This window comes from Flavobacterium branchiicola (assembly GCF_018383905.1).
Lineage (GTDB): Bacteria > Bacteroidota > Bacteroidia > Flavobacteriales > Flavobacteriaceae > Flavobacterium > Flavobacterium branchiicola.
This window is the reverse complement of the sequence record NZ_JAGYWA010000004.1, coordinates 659,871-679,034: the sequence shown is the minus strand read 5'-3', so window position 1 is coordinate 679,034 and position 19,164 is coordinate 659,871. Positions and strand designations below refer to the sequence as shown.

The 19,164-nt window shown below is 36.1% G+C and carries 12 protein-coding genes; 4 read left to right on the top strand and 8 right to left on the bottom strand.

Annotated elements, in window-relative coordinates; translation table 11 throughout:
• Positions 1 to 3: 3 nt before the first annotated feature.
• From KHA98_RS12905 to KHA98_RS12895, 3 genes are all read left to right on the top strand, one after another.
• Positions 4 to 7,521, top strand: a complete 7,518-nt coding sequence (locus KHA98_RS12905) for an HYR-like domain-containing protein (RefSeq protein ID WP_213258338.1) — start codon at positions 4 to 6, stop codon at positions 7,519 to 7,521.
• 160 nt (positions 7,522 to 7,681) lie between these two features.
• Positions 7,682 to 8,599 carry a PorP/SprF family type IX secretion system membrane protein gene (locus KHA98_RS12900; RefSeq protein ID WP_213258337.1) on the top strand — a complete coding sequence of 306 codons (918 nt, stop codon included), beginning with the start codon at positions 7,682 to 7,684 and terminating at the stop codon, positions 8,597 to 8,599.
• Positions 8,600 to 8,610: 11 nt separating this feature from the next.
• Positions 8,611 to 10,548, top strand: coding sequence for an OmpA family protein (locus tag KHA98_RS12895; RefSeq protein ID WP_213258336.1), 1,938 nt, complete (start codon positions 8,611 to 8,613; stop codon positions 10,546 to 10,548).
• A gap of 128 nt (positions 10,549 to 10,676) precedes the next feature.
• Here KHA98_RS12895 and KHA98_RS12890 read toward each other — a convergent pair whose 3' ends face one another.
• The 6 genes from KHA98_RS12890 to pyrR form a co-directional block, all read right to left on the bottom strand.
• Positions 10,677 to 11,183, bottom strand: a complete 507-nt coding sequence (locus KHA98_RS12890) for a CAP domain-containing protein (protein ID WP_213258335.1) — start codon at positions 11,181 to 11,183, stop codon at positions 10,677 to 10,679.
• 174 nt (positions 11,184 to 11,357) lie between these two features.
• Positions 11,358 to 12,002, bottom strand: coding sequence for a pyridoxamine 5'-phosphate oxidase (pdxH, locus tag KHA98_RS12885; RefSeq protein WP_213258334.1), 645 nt, complete (start codon positions 12,000 to 12,002; stop codon positions 11,358 to 11,360).
• Positions 12,003 to 12,259: 257 nt separating this feature from the next.
• Positions 12,260 to 13,165, bottom strand: a complete 906-nt coding sequence (locus KHA98_RS12880) for a ribonuclease Z (RefSeq protein ID WP_213258333.1) — start codon at positions 13,163 to 13,165, stop codon at positions 12,260 to 12,262.
• 92 nt (positions 13,166 to 13,257) lie between these two features.
• Positions 13,258 to 13,590, bottom strand: a complete 333-nt coding sequence (locus KHA98_RS12875) for a ribonuclease Z (protein WP_213258332.1) — start codon at positions 13,588 to 13,590, stop codon at positions 13,258 to 13,260.
• A gap of 247 nt (positions 13,591 to 13,837) precedes the next feature.
• A complete protein-coding gene (locus KHA98_RS12870; RefSeq protein WP_029273654.1) occupies positions 13,838 to 14,764 on the bottom strand; it encodes an aspartate carbamoyltransferase catalytic subunit in 927 nt (308 codons plus the stop codon).
• Positions 14,765 to 14,860: 96 nt separating this feature from the next.
• Positions 14,861 to 15,400, bottom strand: coding sequence for a bifunctional pyr operon transcriptional regulator/uracil phosphoribosyltransferase PyrR (gene pyrR / locus KHA98_RS12865; protein WP_125722863.1), 540 nt, complete (start codon positions 15,398 to 15,400; stop codon positions 14,861 to 14,863).
• A gap of 250 nt (positions 15,401 to 15,650) precedes the next feature.
• Between pyrR and KHA98_RS12860 the strand changes: the two genes are divergently transcribed.
• Positions 15,651 to 16,355 carry a hypothetical protein gene (locus tag KHA98_RS12860; RefSeq protein WP_213258331.1) on the top strand — a complete coding sequence of 235 codons (705 nt, stop codon included), beginning with the start codon at positions 15,651 to 15,653 and terminating at the stop codon, positions 16,353 to 16,355.
• 100 nt (positions 16,356 to 16,455) lie between these two features.
• Here the strand turns inward: KHA98_RS12860 and KHA98_RS12855 are convergent, their stop codons facing one another.
• Positions 16,456 to 16,620 (bottom strand): hypothetical protein, encoded by a 165-nt coding sequence (locus KHA98_RS12855; protein ID WP_213258330.1) that lies wholly within the window; start codon positions 16,618 to 16,620, stop codon positions 16,456 to 16,458.
• 187 nt (positions 16,621 to 16,807) lie between these two features.
• The gene (locus KHA98_RS12850; RefSeq protein ID WP_213258329.1) at positions 16,808 to 18,427 is read right to left on the bottom strand and encodes an ABC-F family ATP-binding cassette domain-containing protein; all 1,620 of its coding nucleotides are present in this window, start codon (positions 18,425 to 18,427) and stop codon (positions 16,808 to 16,810) included.
• Between the last annotated feature and the right edge of the window lie 737 nt (positions 18,428 to 19,164).

Sequence of the window (19,164 nt, the reverse complement as noted above, 5' to 3'; positions counted from 1 at the left end):
AAAATGGAAAAACTATTACTCTCTTTCAGCAATAATTTACGAGACATAAAAAAAGTATACTTTGCTGTATTCTTTTTATTTTCGACATCTTTCGTTTTAGGTCAGGCTCCGAGTGTTACTACGAATAAAACAATTACAGCAAATGCGACTAATTGTGGGGTTATAGACGTAAAACTGGATATAACCGGTGCAAATCCTTCTGTACGAAATTCAGATATAATATTGTCAATTGACGTCTCTGGTAGTATGGGGTTTACCATTACTGGTGATATGAAAACATCAATGGATTATGCCAAAGAAGCTGCTCTCGCTTTTGTTGATCAGGCTAAAGCCAATCCGCAAAACAGAATTGCGATTGTGGCTTACAGTACTACTGCTTCACTAAAAATAGGACTTACCTTTCTGGATCTTAATGGCGTAAATGCAGTAAAAGCGCAAATAAACGCTTTGCAACCAACAAACTCAACTAATATTTATGCGGGTATTAAAAGAGCAGAAACGGAACTGGAAGCCAATGGCAGATTTGACTGTAGCACCGGTAGAAGTATTATTCTTCTAACTGATGGGGTTACAAATGTAACCGGTAACAACGGAAACACAGACTGTGATGTTGCTAAAAATTCTCAATGCGTTACAGACGCCATTAATGCAGCAACAGACGCTAAAGTAACTACTAAAAATAGTGTCGTATTCAACAATCAGGTTTTTGCAGTTGGTTTATTTGGAGGTATCTCCGGAAATATTAATACAGAAGGAAGTGACAGAAATGTGGCTAAATATACGCTGGATAAAATTCAGGGAAGTGAAGCTTCTATTACAAACAGCGGTGCCAATTTAACTGCTATTTATAACCAGATTGCGACTCAATTATCCTGGGTGGCTCAAAGTCTGATTGAAAAAGAAACGGTTATTGCCGGCTTTACTATTAGCGGAATTACTACTACCAAAGGAACAGCTTCAGCAGCCGGTCAGGTGATAACCTGGAATACTGACTTCTTAAATGCTGAGAAAATAACGCTAACGTATCAATTAACTCCAACCGGAAGTGCTTGTGGAACTCAAACAGTAAGTACCTCAACTTTAAACTACAAAAACTCATCTTGTAGTGATGCATCAACAGCAATAACTTCTCCAAGTTATTTTGTACCATGTGCTCCAACAGTTACAGGGGTACTTAATGCTTGCGGTACTACAACATTAACAGCAAATACAAATGCTACTTCACCAACTTATGTTTGGTACAAAGATAATGTTGTGATAAATGGTGAAACAAATTCAACATTGGTAGTTACTGTATCTGGCGCTTATAAAGTAAAAGTTAAAAACGGTACTACTAATTGCGAATTAACCTCTGCTCCTGTAAATGTCACCATAAGTCCGGCTGCTGCCCTTGTAGCTCCGCAGGATGCGACCATTGAAGGATGCAGCACTGCAGCTATTACAGGCTTGGCTTTTAAAACTACAGATACAACTATTACACTGGCGCAGTTAACTACTGCCGGAGGTTCAATTTCCAATAGCGCCAACATAGGTAGTTACACACTATCTTACAGCGATGTTGCAACTGGAACCTGTCCAATAGTTGTAACCCGAACTTTTAAAGTGGTAACAAGCTGTGGCACTATAACAAAAACACAAACGATAACAGTTCAGGACAAAACTGCTCCAACCTGGACAACAGGTGCAACTGCTCTTAACGTAACTTTAGAATGTACCGATTCTGCTGGTTTAGCGACCGCTCAGGCAAATGCTCCGGTAGGAACTGATAATTGCGGAGGAACAGTAGCTTATACTAAATCCAGTGGTACGTTTCAGGTTAATGCCAATTGTGCAAGCGCGGGAACATATACCAATACCTGGATTGCAACAGATGTTTGTAATAACTCTTCAGCAACTTTCACTCAGATAATTACTATTCAGGACAAAACAGGTCCTACATGGACAACAGTTGCCGGTGATCTTAATGTAACTTTAGAGTGCACCGATTCTGCAGGACTAACTGCAGCACAAGGTAGTACTCCAGTAGCAACCGATGGCTGTGGAGGAAATGTATCTTATACTAAATCTAGTGGAACATTCGTAGTAAATGCCAATTGCGCAAATGCAGGAACATACACTAATACATGGGTAGCTACAGATCGTTGCAACAACACTTCTACTACTTTTACTCAGGTTATTACAATTGAAGACAAAACAGGGCCTAACTGGACAACTGCCGCAGGTGCGCTTAATGTAACTTTAGAATGTACCAATTCTGCCGGATTAACTGCTGCACAAGGAAGTGCGCCAGTAGCAACCGATGGCTGTGGAGGAAATGTATCTTATACTAAATCTAGTGGAGCATTCGTAGTAAACGCTAACTGTGCAAATGCTGGAACTTACACTAATACATGGGTAGCTACAGATCGTTGTAGCAATACTTCTTCTACTTTTACTCAGGTAATTACAATTGAAGACAAAACCGGGCCTAATTGGACAACAGCTGCAGGTGCGCTTAATGTAACTTTAGAATGTACCAATTCTGCCGGATTAACTGCTGCACAAGGAAGTGCTCCAGTAGCAACCGATGGTTGCGGAGGAAATGTATCTTATACTAAATCTAGCGGAACATTCGTAGTAAATGCTAACTGCGCAAATGCTGGAACGTACACTAATACATGGGTAGCTACAGATCGTTGCAACAATACTTCTACTACTTTTACTCAAGTAATTACAATTGAAGATAAAACTGGCCCTAAATGGACAACTAGTGCAAATGCATTAAATGTAACTTTAGAATGTACTGATTCTGCCGGATTAACTGCTGCACAAGGAGATGCTCCGGTTGCAACTGATGAATGTGGTGGAAATGTATCTTATACTAAATCTAGCGGAACATTCGTAGTAAACGCTAACTGTGCAAATGCGGGAACATACACTAATACATGGGTAGCTACAGATCGTTGTAATAATACTTCTACTACTTTTACTCAGGTAATCACTATTGAAGATAAAACTGGACCTAAATGGACAACAGCTGCCGGTGCACTTAATGTAACTTTAGAATGTACCGATTCTGCCGGATTAACTGCAGCACAAGGAAATTCTCCGGTTGCAACTGATGAATGTGGTGGAAATGTTACTTATACTAAATCTGGCGGAACATTCCAGGCAAGTGCAAATTGCGCAAATGCAGGAACATACACTAATACATGGGTAGCCAAAGATCGTTGTAACAACTCTTCTACTACTTTTACTCAGGTTATTACAATTGAGGATAAAACTGGGCCTAAATGGACAACTAGTGCAAATGCATTAAATGTAACTTTAGAATGCAGCGACACCAACGCATTAAACACTGCACAAGGAAATGCTCCGGTTGCAACTGATGAATGCGGAGGAAATGTATCTTATACTAAATCTAGTGGAACATTCGTAGTAAATGCCAATTGTGCAAATGCGGGAACATACACTAATACATGGGTAGCTACAGATCGTTGTAACAATACTTCTACTACTTTTACTCAGGTAATTACAATTCAGGACACTACTGCTCCAAAATGGACAACAGTTGCCGGTGCTCTTAATGTAACGCTACAATGTAGTGATACAGAGGGATTAGATACTGCACAATCTCAAACTCCTGTTGCAACTGATAATTGCGGAGGAACTGTAACTTATACCAAAACAGCTGGTCTATTACAAAGAGGAGCTTGCGGAAGCACAGGAACTTATACTAATACATGGGTTGCTAAAGATGTTTGTAACAACACTTCAACTGTATTCACACAAGTAATTACAATTCAGGATAGTGCAGCTCCAAAATGGGTTACTATTCCTGGCACTCTTAATGTTACATTACAATGTAATGATACTGTAGGTTTAAATGCCGCTCAAAATCAGGCACCAACTGCAAGTGCAAATTGTACCGTAGTTACTTATACTAAAACAGAAGGTCCATTTGTACCATCACAAAATTGTGCAAATGAAGGAACTTACACCAACAGTTGGATTGCAAAAGACGATTGCGGAAATACCACTTCCTCTTTTACTCAGGTTATAACTATTGAGGACACTATTGCTCCAATATTTACCGGAGATCTTCCATCTGACATTACAGTTTCTTGCGACGCTGTTCCGGCAGCTGCTACACTTCAGGTTTCTGATAATTGCAGTGAAGATTTACCAATTGTATTTTCTGAAGTAAAAAGTGATGTTAAAAACGAATGCGGAACAGAATATACTTTAACTCGTAAATGGACAACCAGCGATTGTGCAGGAAACACTACTACACATACTCAGGTTATTATCGTTAGAGATACAACTCCGCCAACTGGAACTGCTCCGGCTGATGTAGCAAATCTACAAAGCATAGCTGATATTCCACCAGCAAATCCGGCAGACATAACAGATGAAGCCGATAATTGCAACGGAACAGTAAAAGTTACTGTAAGCGACTCTGATAACGGAGCAAGCGGTTGCGACGGAAATGCGTACATCTTAACCAGAACTTATACATTAACAGATTGCGCAGGTAACAAAACAGAACTTGTACAAACCTTTACTGTAGATAACAAAGTTTCTGTGTCTGGAGTTCCAACAAACGTATCTTGTCTTGACGGAACAGACGGTTCAATCTTAGTAACAAGCAGTCCTGGTTCTACAGTTGTAATCACAAATGCTAATAATGAAGTTGTCGGAAACACCAATTTACCAGCAGGAACTTATACACTTACTGCCACATCATCTGTAAACGGTGACGGTCAAACATGTACTGCAACTGCAACAGTAACTATAACGCAACCAAATTATAAAGTTAAAATATCCGGACATATCATTAATGTAGATACTAATACTCCAATTGCAAATGTTCCGGTTACATTAATACCACAAGGTACAACACCTGGTCCAATATTAATTCGTATAACTGGTGCAGATGGAGCTTACAGCTTCTCTGGAATGGTTGCAGGAGATTACTTAGTTCAGGTTCAGGATGCCAACTTAAACAGTGCCTATCAATTATATCCTGTAGACTCAAGTTTATTCTTTACCACACTTGAAGAATGTAAATTCCAGGTACACGATTTCTTATATGGAAAATCAGACCTACCGGTTTTAGGAGATTATGTTTGGTATGACACTAATAGTAACGGAATTCAGGATGAATGGTATGATGCCAATAATGATGGTGTTGTAACTAAAAATATTCCGGACAGCGAAGGCGCTATTAATTACAGTCAATGGGAATGGCTTGACCTTAATGGTGACGGAAGTTACACAGGTCCGCAAAACGCAGGTGAATTAAATGCCGGTGGATTCGGAAATGCACTTAGCCCTAATGTTTTTGTTGATGGTCCAAACGGATATCATGCTGAAGTAATTATTGGAATTCAGGGATTCTGGAGAAACAGACCAGAAAGTGCAAATCCTTATGGCGAATACAAAGTAAAATTGGTTAAAGATGCCAACTTTGATGCTGCTGCAGCTGCTATAGGAGCTACAGGACTAGTTAAAGTATTACCATCAATTACAGATAGAAAAATTACCTCTAAAACGGGTAAAACACAAATGCATACGGTATGTACAGTTACCAGTGCCGACGGATATATTGTAAATGTAACACCAGAAGATTTGGTTCATTTAGATATTGACTTTGGAGTAAATTGTAAAGACTTCAAAGATATTGTTGCCAATGATGACAGTGCAGGGCCATTCCCTGGAGTGAATCATACAACACCAAATGTATTGAATGTATTAACAAATGATACACTTGAAGGCGCACCAATAACAGCACCGGAAGTAATTATAACTACAGTAACTCCAAATGAGTTCTTACAATTAAACCCTGATGGTTCTGTAGATATTTTACCAAATGCTCCTGTCGGAACATTAACAATGGTATATCAAATTTGTGAAGCCGATGCAACTTCAAATTGTGATACAGCAACTGTAACCATCACAATCGAAGCTCCAACAATGACTGTTACTGCAACATCAATTTGTGTTAACGACGTTCCTTACCTTGATTATGTGGTAACTCCGACAAACTTTACTCCAATAAATGGCGTAACAATTGCCTGGGCAGACAGTAACAACAATGTGGTAACCACAATGACAGATTTACCATTAAGCGGTAGAGTATTATGGCCTGGAGCTGTAGTAGATCAGGCAGGAAATGGTGTAGACTGGCCAGGATGGGTATTCCAGGATAATAAATGGATTCAGGCTCCTGATGGATTTGAAGGACTTCGCCCAACAGCAAACGTGACTATTTCTGTTAATCCAAGTGAAACAATAACAGTAAATTACCCACCAGCTGATCCATTCTGTATCGCACGACCAACATTTGAAATTTTAGCCAATGATGATAATGCAGGCCCGGTTTCAGGACTTCCGGGAATACCAAATGTTATAAGTGTATATACTAATGATACCTTAAATGGTGATCCGGTAAATCCAAGTGATTTAACATTAACCACCGTTACACCAGATCCAAAAGGAGCTCTTACTCTGAACCCTGACGGAACGGTATCTGTAGCACCAAACACACCAAACGGTACTTACACACTTACATACCAAATTTGTGAAAATGCCGACGCTGGAAACTGTGACACTGCAATTGTTACCGTAATTGTATCTGATCCTCTTATTGCCGGAGATGACACTTATGATAATATTGGATGCGGAAGATTTGGATTGGTTGGAAATGTTTTAAGCAATGACGTTAAAGGCAACGTTCCGGTAACTCTAGAACTAGTCAACTTTACATTGCTTGTAGCAGCTGAAAACAGCAATACCAAAACAGATCCAAATATAACTGTAGACGCATTAGGAAATGTTAGAGTGCCAAGTTTAACTCCTGCGGGAACTTATAACTACACCTATCAAATCTGTGACAAGTTAAGTCCGGAAAGTTGTGCAATCGGTAAAATTACCATAATTGTAGCACCAAATGCCATTACCAGAGTTCAAAGCACATCATGTACAGACGACTCAACACTGGTTGACTTACTTGCACTGCTACCTGCAGATACACCAAGAACAGGAGTTTGGGTTGATACAAACAATACCAATACAGTGCAAGGAAATGTTTTCAATCCATTTGGACTTGCTCTTGGTACTTATTTACTAGAGTACAGAATAAGTGATGAAAATTGCCCAAGAACTGTAGCTGTAAACATGACTGTAAATGATGACTGTAAAGTATTAGAGTGCGGAAATGTTGTAGTACATAATGCATTCTCTCCTAATGGAGACGGTATAAACGATGTATTCGTAATTGATAGCATCGGTGACCTTACCTGCTACCCTGGTAATACTGTTGAAATCTATAACCGTTGGGGAATATTAGTATTTGAAACTACTGATTACAACAATACAACGAATGCTTTCGACGGAACTTCAAGAGGCAGAACTACTGTAAAACAATCTGACGGATTGCCTACAGGTACGTACTTCTACATTGTTACTTACAAATCTTTAGACGGAAATAATGTAATTCACGAAAACAAAAAAGACGGATACCTCTATCTTTCAAAATAAGTAAAAACTGTAAAGGCTGACATAAGTCTCAATATATCAGCCTGTTACAGAAAAAGAACAAGAAAAATCCTTAAATTTGAGAAACACAAATTTGTAAGATTTTTAGAGGCTTTCATTAATAAATAATCAATAGTAATAATTGAAATAATAAATATCTACTATGAGAACAAAATTATTTTACTTCGTCATTCTGTTTGTAACAATTGCAGGTCATGCGCAGCAAGACGCTCAATATACGCAATACATGTACAACACAATAAACATAAATCCTGCATACGCAGGTTCTCGTGGAGTTTTAAGTGTATTTGGTTTATACCGTACACAATGGGTTGGACTTGATGGCGCACCAGAAACAAGCAGTTTCTCTGTAAATACACCAATAAACAATAGTAATCTGGGTGTAGGAGCTTCATTGGTAAATGACAAAATTGGACCTACAAATGAGAATAATATTTCTGTAGACGTATCTTACACAGTACAAACATCTGCAGATTTCAAACTGTCATTTGGTATCAAAGGAACAGCCAATATATTCAATCTGGACGTAACCAAATTAAACCCTTCAGATCAGGGAGATCCACAATTTCAGGATCTGGACAACAAGTTTACTCCAAATGTTGGAGCCGGGGTTTACTGGCACTCAGACAAAGCATACCTTGGTTTATCTGTACCTAATTTTATCGAAACAAATCGCTACGACGATAATGATGTCGCTATTTACAAAGATAAAATCAATTACTATTTTATGGCTGGTTATGTATTTGATCTTGATAAATATCAATACTATAAATTCAAACCTGCTGTTTTAACTAAAATGGTCGAAGGAGCACCATTACAAGTTGACCTTTCTGCCAATTTTATGTTCTACGATAAATTTATGGTGGGTGTAGCTTACAGATGGAGCGCTTCTTTAAGTGCTATGGTTGGATTTCAAATCACAGACGGTCTTTATTTAGGTTATGGTTACGATCGTGAAACCACAAACTTAAATAATTATAACTCAGGATCTCACGAGATATTCCTGCGCTACGAGTTCTTCAAAAACAATGGTAAAATTACTACTCCTCGTTTCTTCTAAAAATAATTATTATGAAAAATTGTATTTTCCTTTGCCTAACATTTATAAGTGTCTTTTCATTTAAAAGTTATTCGCAGCAATCAAAAATAAATGCTGCCGATAAAAAATATGACAACTACGCTTATGTTGACGCGATAAAAACGTACGAAAAAGTAGCAGAAAAAGGGTATAAATCTGAGGACATGTTTAAAAAACTTGGAAATTCTTACTATTTTAATTCTAATTTTGAAGGTGCTGCAAAATGGTACAACGAACTATTTGCCATGAATACTGAAGTAGAACCTGAATATTATTACAGATATGCTCAGTCCTTAAAATCAATTGGCGACACTTCTAAAGCAAATAAAATTCTTGATGAATTTGATGCCAAGTTCAAAACAGACAATAGAGCAAAACTGTATAAAGAAGATGTAAACTATCTGGATCAGATTAAAGCCAATTCAGGACGCTATAAAATTCAGGATGCAGGCATTAACTCCAAATATTCCGACTATGGTTCCTTTGTATACGACAATAAACTATATTTTGCCTCTGCCAGAGATACAGGGAATTTCTCTCAGAGAAAACACAAATGGACAGGCGAATATTTTACCAATCTTTACTTTGCCGATATCGATCAAAGCACCAATACACCTTCTAAAGTAAATAAAATCAAGAATGCTCTGAACACCAAATTTCATGATGCTTCTCCGGTTTTTACAAAAGATGGTAAAACAATCTACTTTACAAGAAATAATTTTTTAGATGGAAAAAAAGGAAAAGATGATAACAAAGCTACTTTAGTAAAAATATATAAAGCCACCAATGAAAATGGAAAATGGACCAATGTAACGGCGCTTCCATTTACAAGTGATAAATACAGTACAGCACATCCGGCACTTAGTGATGATGAAAAAACACTTTACTTTGCCTCAGATATGCCCGGATCAATTGGACAATCTGACCTTTACAAAGTAAGTATAAACCCGGACGGAAGTTTTGGAACTCCCGAAAATTTAGGAGCTGGCATTAATACCGAAGGAAAAGAAACATTCCCGTATCTTACCAACGATGGCGAAATTTACTTCGCCTCAGATGGTCATCCGGGACTTGGAGGTCTGGACGTTTTCGTAGCAGAGTTTGATCGCAATGGCAAAATAGGCAATATCCAAAACCTTGGTGCCGATATCAATTCTCCTAAAGATGACTTCGCTTATATTATTGACCCTACGACACGACAAGGTTATTTTAGTTCAAATAAAGATGGCGGACTTGGTTCTGATGATATTTATACCTTCCTTGAAACAAGACGTCTGAAATGTATTCAGGAATTAAACGGAACGATTACCGATATTGATACCAAAGAACCGCTGCCGGGAGCAAAAGTTTCGCTTTATGATAATCAGGAAGTTTTGAGCACCACTATTGCTGACGGGTCAGGAAATTATGTTTTACCTGTAGAATGTGGTAAAACCTATAATGTAAGAGCTGAAAAAGAAAATTACGAAACCAAAGAAGTGAGCGTAACCATCGACAAAACTTCAGGAAAAACAACTCAGTCCCTTGCATTGGCTAAAAGCAAATGTCGTGTAACAGTTGGTGATGATCTTGGAAAATGCTTCGGTATAAAAATGATTTACTTCGATCTTGATAAATCAAACATTCGTCGTGAAGCTGCTTTAGACTTAGAAAAAATACTGGCAGTAATGAATGATTATCCTGGAATGAAACTTGATATCCGTTCACACACAGACAGTAGAGCAACACATCAATACAATGAAGCCTTATCTGACAGAAGAGCAAAATCTACTATCAAATGGTTAATAAGCAACGGTATTTCTGCCAATAGATTAACTGGAAAAGGATACGGCGAAACACAACTTGTAAACAGATGTTCTGATGATGTACCGTGTACCGAAGAAGAACATCAAATGAACAGACGAAGTGAATTTATAATCACTGCGCTTTAGTTAATTACACAATCATTATAAACCATAAAAAGCTGTCTCTCAGGGCAGCTTTTTTTATACAAAAAAATCGTTGCATTCCTAAGAATTACAACGATCACTAAAAACCAACCAGTCTTTAAATTAATATCTTAAATTTTGACAAATATATTAGTATAATATTTTTTACCTGTTTTAGCATCAACCGTAACAGATAAACCAAAATGCGTAAAGTCTCCTTCGATATTTTCTTTGTGTCCCGGGCTTTCTAACCAGGCTTTCACAGCAGCTTGAGACGTTTTGTAGTTATAAGCAACATTCTCACCTACTTTTTTGGCACCAAGAACTTTAATCATATTATCAGAACGGGATACAAAATCATTATGATCGACAACATTATTCGCAATCATATAATCGTTATGCTCTTCACATTTAAAAGAAATATGGTTTATTCTTTGCAATGCATTAAGACCAACACTTACGCGGTAATCATTTATTAATTGCATCGTTTCGACCTCAGAATCATTATAAGAATAGTCTTTTACCATAGCTTCAGTTGAAGCAGTATCAGTAGTAGAACCTTCGGCAGTGTCAGCAGAACATGCGTTCATTGCGACTAAAATCGCAATGAACAACATGGTGCGCATAATCTTTTTCATAATCAACAGCATTTTAGCGGTTTAAAGTAAATGTTGGGGCAAATCCTTTAAATTTATTTTTAAATGAATAGTTTTTGTTTTTCTATTTCAAACATATTCATTTTACCGTTAAACTACAAAATTAATCGACGAACTACACGTATTTTTTATTTTAATATAGAATAATCTTACATTTTAAGAAGATAGACGCTCAATCTTCCACGAAAAGTCAGATTGGCTTGTATAACGTATTCTGTCATGCAGTCTGTTTGGCCTTCCCTGCCAAAATTCAACCTGCAATGGAGTCACAATAAATCCTCCCCAGTTTTGTGGTCTCGGAATTGATTTTCCTTCAAATTCAGCTTCCAGCTTCTTTAAGTTTTCTTCTAAAAAATCTCTCGACGGAATCACTTCACTCTGATGCGAAACAATTGCACCTAACTTACTTCCATCCGGACGCGAATCAAAATAACCATCTGAAATATTCTCAGAAGTCTTTTCTGCAATACCTTTAATAATTACCTGACGTTCCATTTCCTGCCAGAAAAAAGACAAACACACATTTGGGTTATTGGCAATCGCTTTTCCTTTTTCTGAATCATAATTGGTGTAAAATATAAAACCTTCCTCAGAAAATTTCTTCAGCAAAACAACACGCGATTTCGGAAAACCATCCAGCCCAATCGTCGAAACTGTCATGGCATTTACTTCACCGCTTCCTCCAAAATCTTCCACTTCGTGAAACCAACGGTTAAAAAGATTAATTGGATCTTCCGGAATATTGGTTTCCAGTAATTCACTTTTCTCGTAAGATCTTCTATAATTGCTTAAATCATTCATTTTTTAGACTTTCTTAGATTGTTAGACTTTCTTAGATTTTTTTGTTTGCTTCGCCAGTTCGGCTTTCAGCCTCGGGTCAGGTTTAAAGTTTCAAGTTTTAGGTTTTTCACGTTGTCATCCTGAGCGATCCAGAGTCTTCGGGAGAAGGACTTTTGTTACAGGATTTAATTTTCAAACGAGGGCTTCGACTACGCTCAGCCTGACAATCCAAAAAAACTTAGAACCTCAGCATCTCAGAACCTTAGTCTCTTTTAAAATCAAAATTCAAAACTCACTCCATCATTTCCTAAAAGTACATTTGGGAAAACTTCCAGAGCTTCTTCTTTAAAACGTTCAATACCGTCATATCGTGTAGAATAATGCCCTAAAACCAAATGCTTTACATTTGCTTTTAATGCTATTCTTGCCGCTTCTTTTGCCGTTGAATGCAATGTTTTTTGTGCCAGTGCAGCTTCCGCTTCCAAAAAAGTAGACTCATGATACAGCACATCCACATCTTTGATTATCGGTAGTACAGCTTCGTGATAAACAGTGTCAGAGCAAAACGCATAACTTTTTGGCTTTTCAGGATCAAAAGTAAGAAGCTCATTTGCAATTACAGTTCCGTTATCTAGTGTAATATCACTTCCGTTTTTTATCTTTTGATAATAAGCAACGTGAATATCATATTTCTGAACTGCTTCAACATTTAGCTTTCTTTCATCCGGTTTTTCTTCAAAAAGATATCCATTAGTATAAACGCGATGTTTCAGCGGAATTGTCTTTACAATCACTTTTTTATCTTCAAAAATAACTTCACTTTCTTTAGACTCTAATTCGTGGAAAAACAAATTATAAGTCGTCCAGGATTCCGTTAATTTTAACTGAAGAAGAATAAGTTCTTTGATTCCTTTTGGCCCATAAATATGCAAATCGGTAGTTCTTCCCAAAAGAGAAAAAGTCGAAATGGTTCCAATTAATCCATACAAATGATCCCCATGAAGATGGGAAATAAAAATGTGGTTAATTTTTGAGAATTTAATTTTGTTCTTTCGAAGCTGAACCTGTGTTCCTTCCCCGCAGTCAATTAAAAATAAACGATTCTTAATTTCTAAAACCTGCGCAGTCGGGTTAGTAATAGTTCTGGGAGTAGCGGCATAACAGCCAAGTATTGTTAGTCTCAATTGTTTATTCGTTTATTTGGTAAATCGTTTAATCGTCTAAAATTAAATCAAATCGATTAAACGGTTGAACGAATAAACAATTAAACCAATATTTAAAATCCGAGGTCTCTTTCTATTTCTTCCATTTCGATAATATCGTGTGCTTCCAAAAGTGACGGAACCACCAGTAATTTATCTGAAATAGCATTAAAATCAAGATCAGAAACAACAATTACAAACGACTTTTTTGCTTTTTTCTGTGCCTTTGAAAGAGGAAGAAAAAGTTTCAAATCTTTTTCTGTCAATGCAGCATCCGAAGATAAATCGATTATAATATTGTGTTTTTCAAAGGTTTTAATTTGTTGCGTTACTTTTTCCAAGAAAGCATTTACATCTCCTTGAGTATCTTTAATAGTAACGGTATGTCCTTTTTGATCTACTTTCATTTTATAATAAGTGGGGCTTATAATTTATACAGCTAATGTACGAAGTTTTTTTATTTGTTGTTTTTAGTTTCAGGTTTAAAGTTTCAGGTTTTGTGTACACACAGTTTGTCATTTCGACGTAAGGAGAAATCTCACTAGAAACTCCGCAAAGTATGAGCCAATCTTTATCGACAAACAAGTGCGATTTCTCCTTACGTCGAAATGACAAACGTTACGCAACTTGAAACCCGAAACTTGAAACAAAAATCTATTGTATTTTCGAAGCCAATAAATAAATTACCGCCATTCTAATCGCTACACCATTTTCAACCTGATTTAAGATTACAGAATGATCAGAATCAGCAACTTCAGAAGTAATCTCTACTCCTCTATTGATTGGTCCCGGGTGCATGATTACAATTTCTTTTCCTAGCGAATCCAAAAGCGGTTTATCTACTCCGTATTGTTGTGCGTATTCACGAGTTGATGGGAAGAAGTTTACATCCATACGTTCGTTTTGTACACGAAGCATATTTGCAACATCACACCATTCTAAGGCCTTTCTTAAATTCGGTTCGACTGTAACACCAAGCGATTCAATATATCTCGGAATCAATGTTTTTGGTCCACAGACTTTTACTTCTGCACCTTGCATTTGCAAAGCATATATATTGGATAAGGCAACTCTAGAATGCAGAATATCACCTACAATAACTACTTTTTTTCCGGCAACATCACCTAGTTTTTCTCTAATAGAATAACTGTCCAATAAAGCCTGAGTTGGATGTTCGTGCGCGCCGTCGCCTGCGTTTACGATACTTGCTTTGACATTTTTAGATAAAAAATAAGCCGCTCCGGGATTGGAGTGGCGCATTACAACCATATCCACTTTCATCGAAAGGATATTATTAACAGTATCAATCAGGGTTTCTCCTTTTTTAACCGATGACTGAGCTGCAGAAAAACTGATCACATCAGCAGATAAACGTTTCTGCGCTAATTCAAAAGAGAGTTTGGTTCTGGTACTGTTTTCGAAGAAAATATTGGCAATGGTAATATCTCGTAATGAAGGAACTTTTTTAATCGGTCTATTAATGACTTCTTTAAAATGATCTGCCGTTTCAAAAATCAGGTTAATATCATTCTCGTTGATATATTTGATTCCTAATAAATGATTTACGCTTAATTCTTTCATCTTGTGTGTTTATATATTTTGTTTAATCGTTTATTTCTAAAATCGTTTAATCGTTTGGTTTTTCCGATTAAACAATTAACCGGTTAACCGATTAAACTAATTTGTCACTAAGTGAACAACATCTTCACCATCATTTTCCTGCCAGCTTACAATTACTTTTTCGCCATTAATAGCATCTACCTGACGACCGCGATAATCGGGCTGAATTGGTAAATGACGGCTAAAACGTCTGTCTATTAAAACTAACAATTCAATTTCTGAAGGTCTTCCAAAAGATTGAATGGCTGTTAACGCAGAACGAATACTTCGACCGGTAAACAATACGTCATCTATAAAAATGACTTTTTTGTCTTCGACTATAAAATTGATTTGAGTTTTGTTGGCTTCAAGTGGTTTTTCTGTACGACGAAAATCATCTCTAAAAAAAGTGATATCCAAATAACCCAAAGAAATCTCCGGAACCTGATATTCGTTTTCTAATATTTGTTTTAAACGTTCTGCCAAAAAAACGCCTCTTGGCTGAATTCCCACTAAAATAGTATTGGAGAAATCAAGATGTTTTTCGATTAACTGACAAGCCAAACGGTGAAGTATAATAGTAACTTCTTTTGAATTAAGTAATACTTTCTGGCTCATAATTAATTGTAATGATTGGTCGGGCAAATATACGGAATCTGATTTTATTTGTTGGGGTGTTGGGGTTGGAAATATTTTTTGATTAATATCGTACTTTTAAGGTTTATTACTAACTTTTTGTAATTTATGAGATTAAAATATATTTTAGCTAAACAAAGAGATGATTTTGCATTTATAAAAAACATTAAATTTAAAACAAATTAATTGTGAACAATCTTTAAACTAATCCAAACATTTCAACGTAATTTTTATGAAACAAATATTACTATTATTACTCATATTTCCCTTTTACTTATCTTTCTCTAACTCAACCCCTAACGTAACAAAAAAAGAAACTACATTACAAAAAGTTGAAATTATTAATAAGTCATTTGACCAATTAGTCGAAAAACTAACTAAAGAAAAAGAAGACAATAATTCCATTTGGAATATTATAGGTCCCTTATTAATCGGATCTGCACTTACATTAGTTACACAGTTATTAATTGATTCATGGAAAAATCGCAAAGAAAAAGTGATAAACCAGCAAAAACTTATTTCTAGAGGACGTGCAAAAACTTATTTAATAGTCCAAATTTTAAAAGATTTGGCAATGTATAAAGTTCATAAGCAATATTACTTAAGGGCGTATCAAATTGGTAATGATGAAGATGATTTTAAAAAACATTATGAAAAAGGGCAACAACAAAGAGAAACGGAAACAAAATTGGATGATAATATTGCTGAATACTTCCAAATTGTTACTGAATATGCAATCTTAACAAAAAACATAGATCACTTTCAAGAACATTTTCAAGACATTTTTAATTTTCACCATGCCAAATCTTCAAAATTTACAAATTGCCAAACATTGACTCAACTTACAGCTGAATTAGAAACTGAAGAAATTAATTTGAATAACAAATATTTAAAACTAATCGAAATATTGGAAAAAATTCAAAAAGCAATGAAATAAATTTCCCCTCTAAATTATATTTCATCTCCAAATCCTAAAACATTTCCCAAAAATTCTGTAACACATTTCCCTGATTCCTGAAGTAATTTTAATACTGAATTTAAAAACTCAGAATCATGCAAAATAAAATACTAAGATTGTTAATGGTATTTGTAATACTGTTTTCATTTACAAGCTGCGAAGTTATAGGAGACATTTTTAAAGCCGGAATGGGATTCGGGATATTTATCGTAATTTTTATTATTGCGATAGTTATTTTCATCATTGCCAAGGTTTTCGGCAGCAAATAATAAAATAAACAAATAAAAAATCCCAAATTCCAATTTAAACTCGGAGTTTGGGATTTTTTTTATGGATGTTGAACTTTGTCAAAGTTTAAAACTTTGACAAAGTTGTAAGATCAAAATTGGAATTTTTGGAATTTGGGATTTTTATAATTGGAATTTTAAATTTTAAAGATTGTACATCTTTTTTCTTTGTTCCTGAATTTTTTCATCATCAAGATATTCATCAAATGTCATGTAACGATCGATAACTCCGTTTGGCGTTAATTCTACAATTCGGTTACCTACAGTTTGAGCAAACTCGTGGTCATGTGTTGTAAAAATCACAGAACCTTTAAAGTTTTTCAAAGAGTTATTGAAAGCTGTAATAGACTCCAAATCTAAGTGATTTGTTGGCTCATCAAGCATTAAAACGTTAGCACGCTCCATCATCATTCTAGACAACATACAACGTACTTTTTCTCCTCCTGATAAAACTCTTGATGTTTTTAAAGCTTCTTCTCCAGAGAAAATCATTTTTCCTAAGAAACCTCTAATAAATACCTCATCACGCTCTTCTTCCGTTTTAGCATATTGACGTAACCAATCTACTAAACTTAAATCATTTTCGAAAAAATCGTGGTTTTCTGCTGGTAAATACGCCTGGTTTGTTGTAATTCCCCAGTCAAAAGTTCCAGAATCTGCTTTTTGTTCGTTGTTTAAGATTTCGTAGAAAGCCGTTGTTGCACGAGAATCTTTAGAGAAAAGAACGATTTTATCGCCTTTTGCCATATTCAAGTTAATATCTTTAAACAAAACTTCTCCATCTACAGATGCAGATAGGTTTTCTACGTTTAAAATTTGATCTCCAGCTTCACGATCCTGATCGAAGATAATCGCAGGGTAACGACGGCTTGAAGGTTTGATTTCAGAAATATTCAATTTAGAAATCATTTTTTTACGAGAAGTTGCTTGCTTCGATTTCGCCACGTTTGCACTAAAACGACGAATAAATTCTTCCAACTCTTGTTTCTTCTCTTCTGCTTTTTTGTTTTGCTGCGCACGTTGTTTTGCCGCCAATTGGCTAGACTCGTACCAGAACGTATAGTTTCCTGAGTAGTGATTGATTTTTCCGAAATCAATATCAGAAATATGTGTACAAACCGCATCTAAAAAGTGACGGTCGTGAGATACCACAATTACAGTATTTTCGTAGTTTGCCAAGAAATTTTCTAACCAAGCGATGGTCTCAAAATCCAAGTCGTTGGTAGGCTCATCCATAATCAATACATCAGGATTTCCGAAAAGTGCCTGTGCCAAAAGCACACGTACTTTCATTTTTCCTTCCATATCAGACATTAATGTATAATGATCTGATTCTGAAATTCCTAAGTTAGACAACATTGCCGCAGCATCAGAATCGGCGTTCCATCCGTTCATTTCTTCAAACTGAACTTGAAGCTCCCCTATTCTATCAGCGTTTTTGTCGTTGTAGTCTAAATAAAGTTCATCCATTTCTTTTTTAACAGCGTACAGAACTTTATTTCCCATCAAAACCGTTTCCAAAACCGTATGTTCATCAAACAAGTTGTGATTTTGGGTTAAAACCGACATACGTTTTCCCGGTTCTAAGTGAATATGCCCGGAAGTTGGGTCCATATCACCTGAAATGATTTTTAGAAAAGTTGATTTTCCAGCACCATTGGCTCCAATAACGCCGTAAATATTTCCGTGAGTGAATGTGGTATTTACTTCGTCAAACAAAATTCGTTTGCCAAATTGAACTGATAAATTATTGACTGTTAACATGAATGTCTTTTTAATTAATTTGGTGCAAAAGTAAGGAAAAAGGTTCAGAGTTGCAAAGGTGCTAAGGTGCTAAGTTTTTTTATTGTTAATAGTGTTTCTCGCAATCCCGATATCTATCGGGAGCGAAAACGCAAAGTTTTTTTTAAGACAAGTATTATCACACAAACTTGTCATCCTGACGAAGGAAGGATCTTCGTAAGTATCTCCGTAATAATAAGCCAATCTTTGTAGAGTTTCTAGTGGAGATTCCTCGTTCCTCGGAATGACAAAAAATGGGGCTACTTTGCCTGAAAACATTGCGATTTTATTCTTAATAGCTATTGAAATAAAAGATTAAAATTCTACTTTATACCTATTATTTTACCCAATCTTGTCATTTCGAGGAACGAGAAATCGCACACGGGATTTCGCAAAGTTTGTCGCCAATCTTTGTAGAGTTTCTAGTGCGATTTCTCCTTCGTCGAAATGACAAAAAACGGGGTTACTTTGCCTAAAAACGTTGAGACTTCATTCTTAATAGCTATAGAAATACAAAATTAAAATTCTGTTTTATAATTATTATTTTACCCAATATTGTCATTTCGACGAAGGAGAAATCTTCGCAAGTGGCTCCCTACAGAAATGTCGCCAATCTTTATGGAGTTTCTCGTGGAGATCCTTCCTTAGTCAGGATGACAAGATTGTGTTGAATTGCAAAATGTAAATACTTTGTCGAGTTTCTCGTGGAGATTTCTCCT